Origin of the sequence: Litoreibacter janthinus, from assembly GCF_900111945.1 — a bacterium.
Lineage (GTDB): Bacteria > Pseudomonadota > Alphaproteobacteria > Rhodobacterales > Rhodobacteraceae > Litoreibacter > Litoreibacter janthinus.
In genome coordinates this window covers 400,256-417,135 of sequence record NZ_FOYO01000001.1, presented here as the reverse complement: position 1 = coordinate 417,135, position 16,880 = coordinate 400,256, and the positions used below count along the sequence as shown (strand labels likewise).

General features: G+C 57.8%; 19 protein-coding genes and 1 tRNA gene. 12 read left to right on the top strand and 8 right to left on the bottom strand.

The genetic code is table 11. The features are described 5' to 3' along the window. Positions 1 to 103 precede the first annotated feature (103 nt). A complete protein-coding gene (locus BM352_RS02135) occupies positions 104 to 577 on the bottom strand; it encodes a GNAT family N-acetyltransferase (protein WP_090211913.1) in 474 nt (157 codons plus the stop codon). Next, positions 574 to 1,167, bottom strand: a complete 594-nt coding sequence (locus tag BM352_RS02130) for an HD domain-containing protein (protein ID WP_090211910.1) — start codon at positions 1,165 to 1,167, stop codon at positions 574 to 576. Before BM352_RS02130 ends, BM352_RS02135 begins: the two co-directional genes overlap by 4 nt. A 74-nt stretch (positions 1,168 to 1,241) precedes the next feature. On the opposite strand from BM352_RS02130, the gene BM352_RS02125 reads away from it, so the two are divergent. From BM352_RS02125 to BM352_RS02110, 4 genes are all read left to right on the top strand, one after another. Further along, positions 1,242 to 1,544 carry a hypothetical protein gene (locus tag BM352_RS02125; RefSeq protein ID WP_090211906.1) on the top strand — a complete coding sequence of 101 codons (303 nt, stop codon included), beginning with the start codon at positions 1,242 to 1,244 and terminating at the stop codon, positions 1,542 to 1,544. Between the two features lie 75 nt (positions 1,545 to 1,619). Next, positions 1,620 to 3,005 (top strand): adenosylhomocysteinase, encoded by a 1,386-nt coding sequence (gene ahcY / locus BM352_RS02120; protein ID WP_090211904.1) that lies wholly within the window; start codon positions 1,620 to 1,622, stop codon positions 3,003 to 3,005. Between the two features lie 69 nt (positions 3,006 to 3,074). After that, positions 3,075 to 3,731 carry an extensin-like domain-containing protein gene (locus BM352_RS02115; protein WP_139229778.1) on the top strand — a complete coding sequence of 219 codons (657 nt, stop codon included), beginning with the start codon at positions 3,075 to 3,077 and terminating at the stop codon, positions 3,729 to 3,731. A 138-nt stretch (positions 3,732 to 3,869) separates the two neighbouring features. Then, on the top strand, positions 3,870 to 4,211 hold the full coding sequence (locus BM352_RS02110; RefSeq protein WP_090211898.1) for a DUF2853 family protein: 342 nt from the start codon (positions 3,870 to 3,872) through the stop codon (positions 4,209 to 4,211). Between the two features lie 277 nt (positions 4,212 to 4,488). On the opposite strand, the gene BM352_RS02105 is transcribed toward BM352_RS02110, so the two are convergent. From BM352_RS02105 to tsaD, 5 genes are all read right to left on the bottom strand, one after another. Beyond that, on the bottom strand, positions 4,489 to 4,881 hold the full coding sequence (locus tag BM352_RS02105) for a DUF1761 domain-containing protein (protein WP_090211895.1): 393 nt from the start codon (positions 4,879 to 4,881) through the stop codon (positions 4,489 to 4,491). A 97-nt stretch (positions 4,882 to 4,978) separates the two neighbouring features. Beyond that, on the bottom strand, positions 4,979 to 5,392 hold the full coding sequence (locus BM352_RS02100; protein WP_090211892.1) for an EVE domain-containing protein: 414 nt from the start codon (positions 5,390 to 5,392) through the stop codon (positions 4,979 to 4,981). Next, positions 5,392 to 5,664: a YciI family protein gene (locus BM352_RS02095; RefSeq protein ID WP_090211889.1), complete on the bottom strand. Its 273-nt coding sequence runs from the start codon at positions 5,662 to 5,664 to the stop codon at positions 5,392 to 5,394. The genes BM352_RS02100 and BM352_RS02095 overlap by 1 nt, the downstream gene beginning before the upstream one ends. Beyond that, on the bottom strand, positions 5,636 to 6,607 hold the full coding sequence (locus BM352_RS02090; RefSeq protein WP_090211884.1) for an NAD(P)H-dependent glycerol-3-phosphate dehydrogenase: 972 nt from the start codon (positions 6,605 to 6,607) through the stop codon (positions 5,636 to 5,638). The genes BM352_RS02095 and BM352_RS02090 overlap by 29 nt, the downstream gene beginning before the upstream one ends. Further along, a complete protein-coding gene (gene tsaD, locus BM352_RS02085; RefSeq protein WP_090211882.1) occupies positions 6,604 to 7,701 on the bottom strand; it encodes a tRNA (adenosine(37)-N6)-threonylcarbamoyltransferase complex transferase subunit TsaD in 1,098 nt (365 codons plus the stop codon). The genes BM352_RS02090 and tsaD overlap by 4 nt, the downstream gene beginning before the upstream one ends. A gap of 48 nt (positions 7,702 to 7,749) precedes the next feature. Between tsaD and BM352_RS02080 the strand changes: the two genes are divergently transcribed. The 7 genes from BM352_RS02080 to BM352_RS02050 all read left to right on the top strand — a co-directional run bounded on the left by BM352_RS02080 (position 7,750) and on the right by BM352_RS02050 (position 14,246). Next, positions 7,750 to 8,421 (top strand): uroporphyrinogen-III synthase, encoded by a 672-nt coding sequence (locus tag BM352_RS02080; protein WP_139229777.1) that lies wholly within the window; start codon positions 7,750 to 7,752, stop codon positions 8,419 to 8,421. Between the two features lie 100 nt (positions 8,422 to 8,521). Beyond that, a complete protein-coding gene (locus BM352_RS02075) occupies positions 8,522 to 9,766 on the top strand; it encodes a COG4223 family protein (protein ID WP_090211877.1) in 1,245 nt (414 codons plus the stop codon). Positions 9,767 to 9,775: 9 nt separating this feature from the next. Next, positions 9,776 to 11,272: a heme biosynthesis protein HemY gene (locus tag BM352_RS02070; RefSeq protein ID WP_090211874.1), complete on the top strand. Its 1,497-nt coding sequence runs from the start codon at positions 9,776 to 9,778 to the stop codon at positions 11,270 to 11,272. Positions 11,273 to 11,314: 42 nt separating this feature from the next. Then, positions 11,315 to 11,390: transfer RNA gene (locus BM352_RS02065), tRNA-Thr, on the top strand. Between the two features lie 162 nt (positions 11,391 to 11,552). Next, positions 11,553 to 12,224: a GAD-like domain-containing protein gene (locus BM352_RS02060; RefSeq protein ID WP_175500604.1), complete on the top strand. Its 672-nt coding sequence runs from the start codon at positions 11,553 to 11,555 to the stop codon at positions 12,222 to 12,224. Further along, positions 12,224 to 12,805 (top strand): hypothetical protein, encoded by a 582-nt coding sequence (locus tag BM352_RS02055; protein WP_090211869.1) that lies wholly within the window; start codon positions 12,224 to 12,226, stop codon positions 12,803 to 12,805. Before BM352_RS02060 ends, BM352_RS02055 begins: the two co-directional genes overlap by 1 nt. A gap of 10 nt (positions 12,806 to 12,815) precedes the next feature. Further along, positions 12,816 to 14,246 (top strand): phospholipase effector Tle1 domain-containing protein, encoded by a 1,431-nt coding sequence (locus BM352_RS02050; RefSeq protein WP_090211866.1) that lies wholly within the window; start codon positions 12,816 to 12,818, stop codon positions 14,244 to 14,246. 5 nt (positions 14,247 to 14,251) lie between these two features. Here the strand turns inward: BM352_RS02050 and BM352_RS02045 are convergent, their stop codons facing one another. Beyond that, positions 14,252 to 15,148, bottom strand: coding sequence for a DUF4123 domain-containing protein (locus tag BM352_RS02045; RefSeq protein WP_175500603.1), 897 nt, complete (start codon positions 15,146 to 15,148; stop codon positions 14,252 to 14,254). A 389-nt stretch (positions 15,149 to 15,537) separates the two neighbouring features. On the opposite strand from BM352_RS02045, the gene BM352_RS02040 reads away from it, so the two are divergent. Next, positions 15,538 to 16,878: a cytochrome-c peroxidase gene (locus BM352_RS02040; RefSeq protein WP_090211862.1), complete on the top strand. Its 1,341-nt coding sequence runs from the start codon at positions 15,538 to 15,540 to the stop codon at positions 16,876 to 16,878. The last annotated feature ends 2 nt before the right edge of the window (positions 16,879 to 16,880 follow it).

The following is a 16,880-nucleotide window of genomic DNA, read 5'->3' as shown; positions in this document are numbered from 1 at the left end:
TTTACTAACCTGCTGTAAAGCTGTGTTAACGCAGCATCGCGGCAAGTTGCAGATAGCTAAGAAAAGCGGTTAACGCTTGCTACGGTGCAGCGTAACCCATGGGTTACCCCAGCTTCATGCGTTTGTGCACGCGATCCACAGGCGTGCCATCTTCCAGCGGTACCGCACGGGTCACCGAATGATCTTCGAAGCCCATCTTCGAGTAGTAGGCCAGCCCACCGGAATTGTCCCCGCGGATCGTGGCGTCTAGCAAGGTATACCCAGCGTCCAAACAGCATTGCAAAGTTTGCTGGAACAGCGCGGAGCCGATTCCGCGTTGGGCTATTCCGGGTTTTGTGAAGGTGGCGATCACCCCCATGCCGTTTTTGTCGGGGCTCATCCATTGAAAGCCCACGACGACACCATCGACCTCCGCGACATGCATAAACGTTCGGTTGTCCTCAGGAGTGACGAAGCGGTCAAAATGGGACGGTTGCAACGAGGACTGATATGCGGTGGTGCCGCCAATCGCGACGACTTCGTTGATGATCTTGGTGATCGCGTCGAGGTCTTCTAAAGTCACTTTGCGAATGTTCATAGCGCGGCCGACAGTTCAGAAAAGCGGCGCAAAAACTCGGCCTTCACTTCCATCGGGGGGCGTGGCACCAGTTTTTCCGGCAACGGTACATGGTCCCCGGGGGCGCCGAAAAACTTGTTGCTTTCCTCAACCGAGAAGCCGGCGATCTGAGTGGCCTCCAACCAAGCAGACAGCTTGTCAGCTTTTTTGATCTGTTTCTTCACGGCAACTGGAATGGCCGCTGGCAGTCCAAAGCGGATGTGGATCGCAGCAGTCAGCCGGTCGTCGAGTTCGGCATATCCCGGACCAACAGCGTTTTTCACCGGCGAAATCATATCGCCAATCACATATTCCGGCGCGTCATGCAGTAGCGCGGCGAGTTGCCATTTCACCGGTGCGACTGGGTTGGCAGCGGAATAGAGACGCTCGACCAGAACCGAGTGTTCGGCGACCGAATAGGCAAACTCACCCATGGTTTGCCCGTTCCATCGGGCAACAAAGGCCAGCCCGTGGGCGATGTCTTCAATTTCGATATCCATGGGAGTGGGGTCCAGCAGATCAAGCCTGCGACCGGACAACATGCGTTGCCATGCTCTGAGTTGTTTTGCCATGCCGATGCCCACCTTTTCGTGATCACTTGGAACTTCGTGACCTTCTAACGGTTGTAGCCCCGAAGGAGAAAACGATGAAACCGCTTTTTGCAACTGCCGCCCTACTTTTAAGCACCCTGTCTGTTCAGGCTCAGGAAGACGTCGTTTGCATGGCAACCGACGAGATGGAAGCTGCTCTGGTAGACTGGTATGACGAAACACCAGCTGTGATGGCCGAAGACGGCACGATCGTCTGGGCCTCCGGCATCGGAGGGACTTGGACCGTCGTAAATTACAATCCTGACGGGACAAGCTGTGCTTTGGCTCAAGGTGACAACTGGACCCCCGATATGGACGCAGATGCACTGATTGCGGCCCTGCCCTACGGACAAGGCTGATCCTGAGCGCGACCCATTGAGATTGGGGCGTTTAGCTGTTACGCGGAGCGCAAATTCCCATGAGGACCGTATCAAATGGCTAACGACTATATCGTCAAAGACATCAACCTTGCCGCGTTCGGCCGCAAAGAGTTGGATATTGCTGAAACCGAAATGCCGGGCCTGATGGCGCTGCGCACAGAGTACGGTGAAAGCAAGCCGCTGGCTGGCGCACGCATTGTCGGCTCGCTGCACATGACCATTCAGACCGCTGTTTTGATCGAAACGCTAGTGGCGCTTGGAGCGGATGTGCGCTGGGCGTCGTGCAACATCTTCTCGACCCAAGACCACGCCGCTGCTGCAATCGCTGCGGGTGGCACACCGGTCTTCGCAATCAAAGGTCAAAGCTTGGAAGAGCATTGGGATTACCTCGATAAGTCCTTTATGTTCCCAGAAGGTCCTAACCTGATCCTTGACGATGGCGGCGACGCAACGCTTTACATCCTGCTCGGTGCGCGGATTGAAGGCGGTGAAGCATTTGGCGTGGCAACGTCCGAGGAAGAAGTCGCCATTCAGGCCCAAATCAAGAAACGCATGGAAGCAAGCCCCGGCTGGTTCACCAAGATGCGCGACCAGATCAAGGGTGTTTCCGAGGAGACAACGACTGGCGTTCACCGTCTGTATGATCTGGTGAAGAAGGGCCAACTGCCATTCCCGGCAATCAACGTAAACGACTCTGTCACCAAGTCGAAATTCGACAATAAATATGGCTGTAAAGAATCGCTGGTTGACGGCATCCGCCGCGCCACTGACACCATGATGGCGGGCAAAGTTGCTGTGGTCATGGGCTACGGCGACGTGGGCAAAGGCTCTGCTGCATCGCTGCGCGGTGCTGGTGCCCGTGTGAAGGTCACCGAAGTTGACCCGATCTGCGCGCTGCAAGCGGCGATGGACGGCTTTGAAGTTGTACTGCTGGAGGACGTCGTGTCCTCGGCCGATATCTTCATCACCACCACCGGCAACAAGGACGTGATCCGCATCGAGCACATGCGCGAGATGAAGGACATGGCAATTGTCGGCAACATCGGTCACTTCGATAACGAGATTCAGGTCGCCGCGCTGAAGAACCACAAATGGACCAACATCAAAGAGCAAGTGGACATGATCGAGATGCCGAATGGCAATCGTCTGATCCTGCTCTCTGAAGGTCGTTTGTTGAACCTTGGCAACGCGACTGGCCATCCGTCCTTCGTCATGTCTGCATCGTTCACCAATCAGGTGTTGGCGCAGATGGAGCTTTGGATGAAAGGCGACGAATACAAGAATGACGTCTACATCCTGCCCAAGCATCTGGACGAAAAGGTTGCGCGTTTGCACCTTGATCGTATCGGCGTGAAGCTGTCGAAACTGGACGCAGACCAAGCCGCTTATATCGGTGTGTCGCCTGACGGTCCGTTCAAGCCAGAGCATTATCGCTACTAAGGAGGCGGCGTTATCGCCACTTTACGCATACTGCTGAGCATTATAGGCGCCATCGCGGTTTTTGCCGCGGTGGCGTTTGGCGTTTACTGGGCGTTTACTGATCCACGTAGCCCCGTGCCGCGAGAGTGGAATCCGTGGCGCGAATTAGTGGTGTCTGATCCTGTCACGCCCGTTACCCATTTCAAGTTGCGACGTGTGCTCGCTGATGACGCAATGTGCCTTCAGGTGCTGGAGCAGGCAGGGCGGTTCGAGGCTATGCCACCACTCGAGGCGGGAACCCGCTGCGGTATTCCCAATCGTGTGGACCTGTCTGGAGTTGGGGCGTCCAGGCTGCGCGCGGTGGAAACGGCTTGCGAAACCGCGCTCCGGCTCGCCATGTGGGAACAGCACGGTGTCCAACCTGCTGCGAAGGAGTTTCTGGGTCAGGGCGTCAAAGAGCTTCGACATATCGGCAGCTATAACTGCCGTCCCGTGCGCGGCTCTTCCAGCCGGATGAGCACTCATGCGACGGCGGCCTCCATCGACATTGGCGGGGTTGTCTTGGATGACGGCACGCGGATCGAGCTTTTGGAGCATTGGGACGGTACAGAGGCGCATCAAGGCTTCCTGCGCAGCTTGCGGGATACCGGCTGTCAGTGGTTCTCGACTGTGCTGGGGCCGGAGTATAATGCACTTCATGCGGACCATTTTCATTTGCAGAACAAGGGCTGGGGCACCTGCCGTTGAGCTTGTTGTCGCTTGCGGGGAAAAGTCACAGTTTTTTTCCTTTGGATTGGCTGATTTAGACCCTATTGTCCGCTGCAAGACCTTTCCAAGGTCCGAAACAGGGCCGCGTGCGCCCGAACATTGGTGGGAGATATTTCAATGGGAAAACGTGACGAGCTGATCGCTGTCTATGCGGACGATCTGAAAAACAAATGTGGCATGACGCCTGATATGGACCTTCTGACCAAGGTCACGATTGGCTGTGGCCCTGCGATCTACAACGCAGACGCTTCTACTGTTGCTGGTAGCCAAGCTGCTGAGCTGGAAACTGTCAAAAACAACTTCCTGATCAAGAAGCTGGGCCTGTCCGACAGCCCGCAGCTGATGGAAGCTATCAACTCGGTGATCGAAACCTATGGCAAATCCGAGCGTAACAAATACCGCGCTGTGGTTTACTACATGCTGACCAAGCATTTCGGCAAAGAGTCCGTTTACGGCTAAACCCTGCCGGACTATCGAGAGTTTTGAACGCCCGCCGCTTGCCGCGCGGGCGTCTTTCTTTCTAGGTCTATGTATCTGGAAAATTTGACAGAAATCGGTGTCGAATTGCGCAGTTAGTTTGTTTGCATTGCGTGGGCAAGAGGACTAGCAATTGGTCATCGGGCCAGTAAGGCCGGAACCAGTTTCATAGTCACGTGGTGCGAGTAACCAAGCACGTGGGGTAGAAGAGGGTTCCGGGGGGTCGGAGCCCTCTTTTCATTTTTGACGCAAGCGGGCCTTAGAACAGGCCCAAGACCAAGCCCATCACTGCACAGCCGAAGGTGGCATAACCGCCATCAATGAGTGTCAATTTGAATGGGCGCCCGCCGTATCCATTATTGATCATGATCCAGGGCGAGATGAAGAACAGCCCGATGCCAAGCCCTGTGACCAACCCCGACAATGGCGCAACTATGCCAGATGCCGCGAAGACATGACGCATCATGCCAGCGACAAGGAGCATCGCGACCGCGGCCATAATGTAGGGGGTCATGGAGTCGTTCTCGGGCTTTCCATCAGGGCCGGTCTTGATGCCCGCGGCTTCCATCCAAGGTTTGGCCAGCGTCATGTACCAGACCGCGCCAAATGCAAATCCGGCGAAAGCCGCAAGAATGACTGCTAAAAACCCCATGGGACGTTCCCTTTCAATCAATGAGTTCACACGATAGCAGCGCAGCTGGAATTCACCCAGTTATTCTGTTGGTGAAGGGCTAAATGGGGGGCTGAGCTTAGAGACCGCCCAGATCACACACGATTTGCCATTCTTCCTTTGTCACCGGTTGTACCGACAAGCGCGATTGCTTGACGAGTGCCATGTCATCAAGCCGTCCATCGCCTTTGATCTGGTCCAAAGTAACCGGCTTGGACAACGGCTTTATGGCTTTGATGTCAACGCAGTCCCAGCGGTCATCATCAGTGGTGCTGTCGGGATGGGCCTCGGCACAAATTTCGACGATGCCGACAACGGCCTTTTCCTTCTGCGAATGGTAGAAAAAGCCGCGGTCGCCCACTGCCATATCCCGCATGAAGTTGCGGGCTTGGTAGTTACGCACGCCGTCCCATTCCTCGCCCGCGTCGCCTTTGGCGACCTGATCATCCCATGACCAGACGGACGGCTCGGATTTGAACAGCCAGTAGCGCATCAGCCGATGACCTTGTTCCACTGCTCCAACCGCACCTCGGAGAACAGGCCAGCTTGCGCATATGGGTCAGCAGCAGCCCATGCGTGGGCTGCGTCCATATCAGGGAGATCTAGCACGATCAGAGAGCCATACATATCCCCGCCGGAATCCAGAAATGGACCTGCCTGCTTCACGCATTCGGACGCCTTAAGATACGCGACATGCGCGTCGCGGTTCGCTTTGCGGGTGTCAAGGTGATCGGGTTTATCGGTGCAGATCAGGGCGATAAGCATAAGGCCATTCCTTTGTCAGCGGTCGGGACAGAAGCAAAGATAGCGCCTGTTCCAGTGTTAGTTTCTCTTCTACCACCCCGGCGACCATTTTGGCGATGGGCATATCCACGCCTTGTGCGTCAGCCAGCTTTACGATTGCGCGTGCGGTGTGGCGACCTTCTGTGGTGGCGGTGGGTGCTGGGCCTTTGCCACCAAGCGAAAGACCAAAGGCGAAATTACGAGATTGTTCTGAGGTGCAGGTGAGCGCCAGATCGCCGAAACCTGCAAGGCCTGCAAGCGTTTCCGGCTTGGCCCCCATCGCGACAGCCATGCGCAGCATCTCGGCCATACCACGGGTCATCAAGGCTGCGCGCGCGCTTTCGCCGAGGCCCGCGCCCATGCAAATACCGCACGCGATTGCGATGACGTTCTTAAGGGCACCGCCGAGTTCAGCGCCGATGGGGTCATCGGAAAGATAGAGGCGCAGCGTGTCTGTCGAGAGGGTTTCCTGAAGCTCCGCCCCAATGTCGTTCTGCGTGGCTATGACCAACGCGGTTGGCAGTCCACGCGCGATATCAGCCGCAAAACTTGGGCCGGTCAGGATCGCGGACGGCGCATCGAGCAAGTCATCGATAATCGCAGTGGGGCCGCGCCCCGTGGCAAGATCCACACCCTTCGAACAAGCAATGGCGGCACGCGGCTTGGGCTGCCATTGCTCCAGATAACCGGACATGGCCTGCATCGGCACGGCAAGCAGCAGCAGGTCGTCGGCGGTGACATTCAGATCGGTCGATAGCGTGATGCTTTCGGGGATCGGCACACCTTTGAGGCGGGGATTGTCGCGGCTGATCCGAAAATCCTCTACCGCGCGGCCTACAAGGGTGACATCGCGACCAGCCATGTCCAAAGCAATTGCCAACGCGGAACCGAAGGCGCCTGCGCCGGCCACTGTGATCTTGCTCATGCTTTGGCTCCTTTCTTGCCGGACCCAAGCATCGCAGGGGCGGCGGAATCAAGCGGCCAACGGGGCCGCGCAGTGAGGGTGAGATCGTCGATCAGGCCAAGGCGAAACCGTTCCATCCCTGCCCAAGCGATCATCGCGGCGTTGTCGGTGCATAGCGTCAATGGCGGGGCTGTGAACACAACGCCGAGGCTTTCCGCGAGCTTTGACAGGCTGGCGCGGATCGCTTGGTTTGCGGCGACACCACCTGCAACTGCGATAGCGGGCATATTCGGCTCTAACGTGAGGTATTGCGCTAAGGCGCGACGTGTTTTCTCGGTCAGGACATCGGTGACGGCGGCTTGGAAGCTGGCGGACAGGTCGGCTTGGTCCTGCGGGTGCAGCCCGCCTTGTTCCGAGATCAGCGCATCGCGGGCGCGCAGGGCTGCTGTTTTGAGGCCGGAGAAGGACATATCGCAGCCTTCGCGGTCCAGAAGAGGGCGTGGGAGTTTGTGGGATTTGGGGTCGCCTGACTTGGCGGCCCGCTCGATAGATGGCCCGCCGGGTTGCGGCAGGCCGATGAGCTTGGCGACCTTGTCGAATGCCTCGCCGGGGGCATCGTCGATGGTGCCGCCGAGGCGTTGGAATTTGGTGGCCGAGTGCGCAATCAAGAATTGGCAATGGCCGCCCGAGACAAGCAGCATCAGATAGGGGAATTCCAACTGATCGGTCAGGCGCGGTGTCAGGGCGTGACCTGCGAGGTGATTGACCCCCACCAGTGGCTTGCCGGACCCTGCCGCCAACCCCTTGGCGCACATCACGCCGGACATAACGCCGCCAATAAGGCCGGGACCGGCAGTCACCGCGATGGCATCCAGATCGGCGAGCGCTAGGCCAGCGCCTTCAAGTGCGGCTTCGACCATAACATCAAGCTTTTCAGCGTGGGCGCGCGCCGCAATTTCGGGGACGACGCCGCCAAAGTCGGCGTGCAGTTCGGTCTGGCCAAAGACTTCGTTCGACAGGATTTCTGGCGGATTGCCGTCTGTATGGCGCACCACGGCGGCTGCGGTGTCATCGCAGCTGCTTTCGATGCCTAGAATGGTGAGGGTTTGCGCCAAGGGTTCGGCCTGTTGTGCGGGGCTTTGGCAACGGGTAACACCTTTGCCATGGCTCAGACAATCCCATCCACCGTGCTCCTGACCCGCCCGCTCGCTGCGTCAGAGCGGTTTGCGGCCGAGCTTCGTGCGCCAGTGGTGATCTCGCCGCTGATGGAAACTGTGTGGATCGAGACTGCGCCTCTGACCGCACCGCCTGATGCGGTTGCGTTCACCTCTCAGAACGGTGTGGAGGGGTTCATTCGCTGCCAAAGCTGGCGCGGGACTGCCTATTGCGTGGGCGACAGAACAGCGCAGGCCGCAAAAGAGGCTGGGTTCGACGCTGAAAGCGCTGAAGGCGATATCGCGGATCTGACGGCACTTCTGGCGAAGCGGGCACCGGGCGCTGCCCTTGTCCATGCGCGCGGGCGTCATGTTGCGGGGGAGCTTGGGGTTAGGGCAGTGCCGCTTGTGGTCTATGAACAGCGGGTGATGGCGCTAACGCCTGAGGCCCGTAAGCTTTTGAGTGCAAAAGATAAGGTGATCTTGCCACTCTTTTCCCCGCGAAGTGCCACCTTGTTTGCGAAACAGTTGACTGGGGCAGAACAGGCCCAGTTGGTTTTGGTTGCTATGAGTGAAGCGGTCGCACAGGCTTGTACTGACAGCGGTATGCCGGTCGCCTGCATAGCTGATGCGCCGGACGCGGCGTCGATGAAGCTCGCTATCGAAGCCGTTCGGGGCTAGGTCTTCTGCTTGAGCGCGGCCAAACTGTTGGTTTAAGGTCGGGTGTGGCGATCAAACATAGAGTCGCCACGCGCGATTGAAGCGAAAAGGAATACGCGCCTTGGCCCGTAAGAAAAACACTCCGTCTAAGACTGATGCGACTCCTGAAAAATCAGATGTGTCGAAGGCCGGCGCGATTTCTGGCGTGGTGCAGGGTGCCGAATTTGACGAACTGGACGCTGCCATGGTCGATACCAAAGCCGAGGGCGTGGCCTTGGGCGACGGCGAAGTGCCAGATTCTTCTTCAGAAATACCCGAAGATGCCGAGCTTGTTGACGAGGCTGCTGACGCAATTTCTGACGATGACGTTGAAGCGCCTGAAGAGGATGCCGAGGCGCCAGAGCCGGAAGCTGAAAAGTCGCCTGAACCTCAAGTTGAAACGGTGAATGCGCCGGTGACCGTGGTTGAAAAGCGCGGCGGGTTCTTTGCGCCGCTTCTGGGGGGTGCCTTGGCGGCACTGATCGGGTTCGGCGGCGCGATTTATTTCAAAGCGGCTGAATGGCCTGTCTTTGGCGGGGGCAATGACTTTGAGAGCTTGATTGCCGAACAGTCCAAAACGATCGCCTCGATGCAAGCTGCGTTGGATGCAGCGCAAGCCGGTGACGCAGAAGCCCGCGCGGCACTTGCGGCACGGATTGACGAATTGCCAACCACTCAGAGTGTGCAACCGCTGCCGGCTGATGTGCAGGCCAAGCTAGAAGCGCAACGTGCCGAGATGGAAACGCTGGAGGCAAGCCTAGAGAAAATGAGGCTCCTGACCCAGGACCAGATTGCAAATGCTCAGGCCCAACAGGAAAGTGCAGCTCAAGCGGAAGCCAGAGCGAAAGCGCGCGGGGCTTTAAACGCGTTGCGCACGGCCCTGACGACCGGCGCACCTTACAGCCCTGTTGTGCCAGAGATCGCTGCAGCGACTGATGTCCCTGAGGTTTTGGCTGCGAACGCAGATAGCGGCGTGCCGACCGCAGCGGCCCTTGAGGCACAGTTCTCCGATGGTGCGCGCGCGGCTTTGTCAGCCTCGCTTAAGGCAACAGCAGGTGACAGCGCCACGGACAGGCTGACGTTCTTTTTGAAGGATCAGCTTGGCGCCCGCTCTTTGACGCCGCGGGACGGGGATGACCCGGACGCAGTGTTGTCGCGCGCGGAAGCTGCGGCCAAAGCAGGCGATATTGACGCCGCTTTGACACTTATTGACGGACTGCCCGACCTAGGGAAGGCAGAGCTTCAAGACTGGGCCAGTGCTGCTGAGACTCGTCGCGATGCACTTGCCGCCTTCGACAGCCTCTCAGACGCGCTGAACGCGAATTAGGATACTCATATGCTTTGGTCTCTTGTAAAAATTCTGGCGTTTTTGGTCGTCATCGTCGCGGTTACTATGGGTCTGGGCATGTTGCTGGAAACCAGCGGCGGGGTGCGCGTATCAGTGGCCAACACCGAGTTCACACTAAGCCCGCTTATGACAATTCTGGGTTTGGTGGTCTTGCTGGCAGCGTTCTGGGTGACGCTCAAGTTGCTAGGACTTCTGTCGGCGACGTTCCATTTTCTCAATGGCGACGAGACTGCGATCAGCCGCTATTTTACCCGCAATCGCGAACGCAAGGGCTTTGAAGCGCTTGCAGACGGGTTGATGGCGCTGGCGTCCGGCGAGGGGCGCACTGCGATGGCCAAGGCTGCGAAGGCAGAAAAGTATCTTGCCCGCCCTGAGCTGACGAACCTTCTGGCAGCTCAAGCGGCCGAGACAGCGGGCGATACCAAAAAGGCGCAAGAGGTTTACAAACGCCTTCTGACGGACGAACGCACGCGGTTCGTCGGTGTGCGTGGCATCATGAAGCAAAAGCTGGCTGAAGGGGACACCGACACCGCGCTGAAGCTGGCGGAGAAGGCGTTTGCGCTGAAGCCAAAGCACGTAGAAACGCAGGACGTTCTGCTGAAGCTGCAAGCCGAGACCGAAGACTGGGCGGGTGCGCGCAAGACGCTGAACGCGAAGCTGAAGCATGGAAACCTGCCGCGCGACGTACACCGCCGCCGAGATGCCGTTCTGGCGCTGTCCGAGGCGAAAGAGGTTATGGCTGAAGGGTCCAGCATCGAGGCGCGGGAAACCGCGATTGAAGCGAACCGCCTTTCCCCCGACCTGATCCCCGCCGCGGTGCTTGCCGCGCATGGATATATCGAACAAGGCAAACCCAAATACGCGGCCCGTGTGCTCAAGAAGGCATGGGCGGCACAGCCGCATCCGGACCTTGCTGCTGCGTTTGCGGAGATCGAGCCGAACGAAACCCCGCAAGCCCGGATTAAGCGCTTCAGTGTGCTGACCCGTGCAATGCCAGACCATGCCGAAACCAAGATGCTACTGGCTGAGTTGAACATTGCGGCAGAGCATTTCCCAGAGGCACGCCGCGCTATTGGCAATTTGCCGGATACAATGCCGACGGCACGCGTGTTGACCATCATGGCCGCTATCGAGCGCGGCGAGGGGTCCGATGATGCTGTTGTTCGCGGCTGGCTGACGCGGGCATTGTCCGCGCCGCGTGGCCCGCAATGGGTGTGTGAGAGCTGCCATACGGTGCATCCGGCATGGTCGCCGACCTGCGCCAATTGCGGAAGCCTCGATACGTTGAGCTGGACGGATGCGCCGGAAACGTCGGTCTCGATGCCAGCAGGCACGGCTATGCTGCCGCTGATCGTTGGTGCGCTAGAAGTGAAGCCGGACGCAACAGAAGCCGAAGAGGCCGAGATCGTTCCGGACCACGAAGTGATCGTGGTGGAACTCAGTGATGAGGCATCCACAGAAGAAGGCGGGGCGAAGGTAAATTAGTCCTTCCCCCATGGCGCACAGGGTGCTATTGCCCGCGCCGAAGCCGCTGTAGCTCAGATGGTAGAGCACGTCATTCGTAATGATGGGGTCGGGGGTTCGAGTCCCTTCAGCGGCACCAGTTCCTCTTGGAACACCTGACCTTAGCAGCCCGGTATATTGCACCTATAAGTGCTGCCCTCATTTAGATTTTCCGTGTTTTTGAGTTGCCTCGCACCACCCGCTTATTCTACGCTTTCTGAAGATTGATTTATGTGATTTTTATTATCTAAGGATAGGCGCCTTGACGGACTCCAATGCCGAAATTCCGGTCGATGCTGTCACAATTGCGCGGTACGCAAACATATTGCCTGACGCGCTTTTGGATGTGTGGCGCAATTCGGGCTTGTGCTCGATTGCTGGCGGCCGGATGCAACTGATTGTTCCTGACATGTTTGCCTCCCTGACCAGCTACATTTTTGAAGGTGATCCGGATTTGGCGGGCGACACCTATGCTATTGCTTATGGCGCGCTGGGCGAGGTCGTGTTTTGGTCCGGCCGTCACGGGTTTGGCTTCTTGGCGCCCGGGCTGGCGACCTTGGATATGCCTTACATTCTGGACCCCACACCACCCACCGGGGATGCGCAAATTGCGCAAGATCTACTGACATTCCCAGCTACTGGGATAGAGTCGTTTGATCCGGCGGGCGCCCCTGTGTTCGAGCGCTTGCAAGCCAGGTTCAGGCCTTTGCCATTTGGTGCGATCTACGGCACGACACCGGTTCCCCCGTCCCTCGCAGGGACGCCGGTTGAGCACTACGTGGTGGCCGAAGCGGCCGATTGGCTTGAAGCCGTTTATACCAACATCAATATCACCCTTGTGGACTGGTCGCGCCAGCCTTCCGAGTTGCGTCGCGTGGGGCAACCCTGGCCGAAGGGTGGGCCTGTTGCAGCCATTCGGGAGGAGCGCTTGTGATGCGCCGCACCCTCCTTGCTGTGCTGTTCGCCGCCGCGACGTTGGCCGGATGCAAGACCTCTCAAGGGTCCGACGCGCTGGCGTTGAGCTTTTCGGCCTACAAAACAACGCCTGTTATGGTGACCCACTTTTCGATTGAGAAGCCCTTGGCGCCGACGCCACCCTTCATTCCTGGCGGGATCGCAGATGAAGGCCCGCCACGCTTTGCCGGAGTCTCCTCTGGCGATGCGCCCGTAGATCGCGGCGCTGACGGGGTCTGGCAAGTCTCGGCACGGTGGGTCGAGTTGACGACGGACCGCGCTTGGGAGGCCTCTGTCGACGTTCCGGTTGATGAGGTGAATATTGATTTGGGGGCGTATTCCCTCACGGTTATTATGGGGCCAAATGGCCTGCTTTTGATTGGCTCGGATCTTGCAGGGACACAGAAAAGCGACATGAAAGATATTGCCCGCTCATGTGGCGCACGCGTGCCCGAAGATGACAAAGCATGGCGCCTGGAGACCGAAGCACATACCGGATTGAAAACGATTATGAGTGCGCCCCGTGGTCCTGTAACCAACCCCGAATGCCCCACGCCCTAGGATTGAGTAAATGGTAAATTTGACAGATGTCGACGCGGAGGCAACGGCCGCTTCCGCAGACTTAGAGGGCGAGACAGGGAACATTGCTCAAACCTGCCCTGATGTGACTCTTGAGATCGGCGTATTTTTCGACGGAACCGGCAATAACCGATACAACGTGCTGTCGCGCGCGCGCGAGGATGACAGCTATAAGGCAGCGCAGTCGAACCCTGCCTTGCTCTATACGATGTACAAAGACGGGCCCTATTATAACGAAGCGAACGCATGTGGCGGCGTTGGTCGGGCCTTTCGCAGCATTTACGTTGATGGCCCCGGCACGACGCGGGGCGAAGAGGACGACACACAAGGCACTGTCTTCGGTATGGGCACACAAAGCGGGGTGGAGGCGCGCGTTCTACTCGGGTTCCGCCAAGTCCTGCGCCAAATCAGGGCTCTTGGTGGGCCATTGGTTATCGGCAAAGTCGTCTTGGACGTGTTCGGGTTCAGCCGAGGTGCTGCCGCCGCACGGTATTTTGTTAACTGTATTCGAGCGCGGACAATCCGTTATGACCCTTGGGGGCCGGGGGACTTCACAGAAAACCTGCCTGAGGGTTTAGAAGTCGAAATCCGCTTTGTTGGCGTTTTTGATACTGTTGCTGCTATTGGCGACGCTGATGATGACGATAACGGCAACGTCAATGTCCACGTGAAAACTGCGCAGGTGACAGGGCAGATTTTCCACCTCACGGCAAAAGACGAGTACCGCAACAATTTCCGATTGAACCGCAATAACCCGTCTGGCGGCGGCGATACGTTGGGGTGTCCCGGTGCGCACTCGGATGTCGGTGGCGGGTATTCAGGTTCGGGGGACACCGCGCCATTGGGGCGGACCAACCGGCGGACATTCGACACCCGCGCGCAGGCAGAGGCCGCACAAGCCGCTACACGAAGTGCCGATCTGGCCAGCGGCGTCAATGCTGCCGACGAACTGGTCTTCGTGAATGAGGGATGGCTGAATGCCAGTGAGCCGACTGGCGGGATTGTGCGAGATATGACGCCAGTCACCCCATATTCCTTCATCGTGTCAGCGCGCGGTGTTTCACGACAGGTGACGCGCTATGCCTACGATGAGCAACGCGCCCTTTATCGCCCATGGGTTAAACTTGGCCTGTCACGTGTGGCGCTCCACATGATGTATGACGCGGCGGCGATGCATCTGGATGGCGCAATGCTTGGAATGTTCAGTGGCGTCGAATACCAGATTCCGGCAGGGTTGGCCCCTTATGAGAGTGACATTCGTGCTGGCGCATTGTCCGGCACCCGCCGTCGTTCAGTCTTGCGCGAGTATGGGCATGTTTCGATGAAGGATGGCCCGTACTACAGCAGCGAATGGCTAGGCCACCGTCCCGACGACAATCATGTGCGCACCGAGTATGACAACATCCCCGGACGGGCGGTGTAAGGCGTTTAGGGCAGCTCTGCCAACCGTTCAGCAAGCCGGCGCATCTTGTCTGCCTCGCCAATCGGCATTTCAAGTATTTGCCTTAGCTGGCCGTCACGGTCTGAGTTTTCGAACCGTCCGTCTGAATGAAGATCCCAAGCAGCCACCCGAAAGACATGCGCGCGTTGGCGGACCCCGAAGCTTGCCATGCGCGACACGGATCGTTTTAAAGCCTTCTCCAAGGTATCGTTGTCCAGGTCTTCTGTCGCATCCGGAAACGTCTTGCGGAGCAATCGTTCCATTTTCCACATGTCTTCTTGAAACTTTGCGCCCAGTAAGGCCTGCATCTCGGCATCTGAGATCGAAAAGCGCCCGCGCGGCACGCGAGATCCTTCCCAGAGCGGACCGGCTTCGAAAACTCGAAAGCTGCGCGTCCGGAGGTCTGGCACCAGAATTTCATCAATCACCCCGCCGCCGAACGGAAAGAACCAGCGCCGCCATTTTTGCGCATCTGATGCGATTGCATCGAAATATGCCAAGGCGGAGGCCTGTTCCCAAAAGCGGAAGAAGAAAGGCTTCTCGCCATGATGTAGGCGTAGGAAGCGCCGCAAATGCTTGACCAAGTCAGAGCCCGCCATGTCTGAGCGGATGAGAATTCCGGGCCGCTTATCCCAAAGAGCCCACGGCTTATCGTCCTCGTTCAGCATTTGCCTCAGGATTGATGAGGTTTTTGGTAACCGAACCAAGTAGGGTGCGACATCGCGAAGGTCTTCAGCCAATTGCCCTTTGAACAGGCAATGCGCAGTCAGGCCCTCCGCTTCGATCGTTTCGCACAGACCTGGCACAACCGACGCTTCTATCAGCGCAAGGACCGTTCCCTCATCCGAGATTGAATCCAGAAAGTCGTCTTTGCAAAGTGTCATTTCTTGAAGTGTCGGGGGAGATTCAAACTCGATATTCATTCAATAATAGCTCCGATGCGATGCCCGATAAAAACAACCAGTCGCATTCCTAATTACTCGTGGGCTTCAATTTGTATCTGACCGAAGCAAACCTTGATCTCCGTAACGTACCCCATAGTAGGATAAAATAAATATTGCGAAATAATAGAAGACGCGTTTGAGTTTTTTGATGCCGGAGTTGAGATGATCACTCCGATAGAGCCTTGATTATCATGCCCAGACACCAAAGAAGCGAGCCAGTGAAATTCGCTTGTCATTCGGCGTTGATGCGTCTGTGATCAGGGTGTCGATGTTGGCGCTCGCCTTCGAATTCCTGCGTGATATGTTGCGCTGAATGGGAGGTCGCCTTGATGAATTTTGTGCCGCTGAGTGTTCTGATATCCGTAGCGTTGGTTGCCAGTGTTGGTGGAACAGCCGCGACGGCGCAACACCTACCGCGCCCCTTGGACGACAGTGACTTCTCAGTCGTTTCCTTAGAAGAGGCCAAGCTGGGCCAGCTACTTTTCTATGACCCCTTGCTTGCTGGAAACCGCGAAACCGCCTGTGCAACCTGCCATCACCCCGCCCATGGAACAGGCGACGGCTTGTCCTTGTCACTTGGTGACGGCGGTATGGGCCTAGGGCCAAAGCGGGTTGTTGACCCCAAGAACATGCCGGAGCAACGTGTGCCGCGAAACGCGCAACCTTTGTTCAACCTAGGGTTCAAAGGGTATGTGTCGCTGTTCCACGATGGGCGAGTTGAGGCGGATCCAGAGCGTGTGGGCGGTTTGCGCACCCCGCTGGACGAAGAGATGCTGGCTGGCTTCGCCGGGCTGGTTGCCGCGCAGACCATGTTCCCCGTGATCAGCGCTGACGAAATGGGTGGCCATTACTCGGAAAATGAGGTGGCTAAGGCCGTCCGGTTGGGCCGTCTGACTCAAGACGACGGCGCTTGGAGTTTGATTGCAAAGCGCGTTGCAAGCATTCCCGAATATGCCGCAGCTTTTGCCAAAGTGTATCCACAGATCAATGCTCCAGCGGACATTAAGTTCACGGATGTCGCGAATGCCATTGCGATGTTTATGGAGTTCGAATGGCGCTCGGATGACGCTCCGTTCGATGCGGTTCTCGCTGGCCGGTCGCAGTTTGAAGCAGATGCACAGGCGGGTGCCGATCTCTTCTACGGGGCGGCGGGCTGCTCAAGTTGCCATTCCGGCCCTCTGTTGTCTGACTTTGGGTTCCACGCCACGGGCCAGCCGCAGCTGGGGCCGGGCAAAGGGGCGCGGTTTGAAACTCATGCCCGCGACGAAGGGCGGTTCCGCGTTACCGGAAATCCTGACGACCTGTATGCCTTCCGGACGCCGTCACTGCGAAACGTCACGCGCACGGGCCCTTGGGGACATGCCGGCGCATATTCGGATTTGGCTGATTTTGTCGTTGCACATGCCGACCCTGTTGCGGCCTTGTCATCATACGACCGGTCGCAAGCAGTTCTTCCCCAGATGGACACCGTGGATTGGCGTGTGATGGACGATCCGGTTGAGGTTGCGGCGATCGCTGCGGCTGTTGAGGTTGAGCCCGTTTTTCTGACCAGTGCGCAGGTTGCTCAGATTACGGCTTTTCTGAAGACTTTAGAAGACCCGCAGGCTTTGACTGGCAGGCTTGGCGTGCCGAAGTCAGTGCCGAGCGGGCTGACTGTCCCGAACCCTTAAGT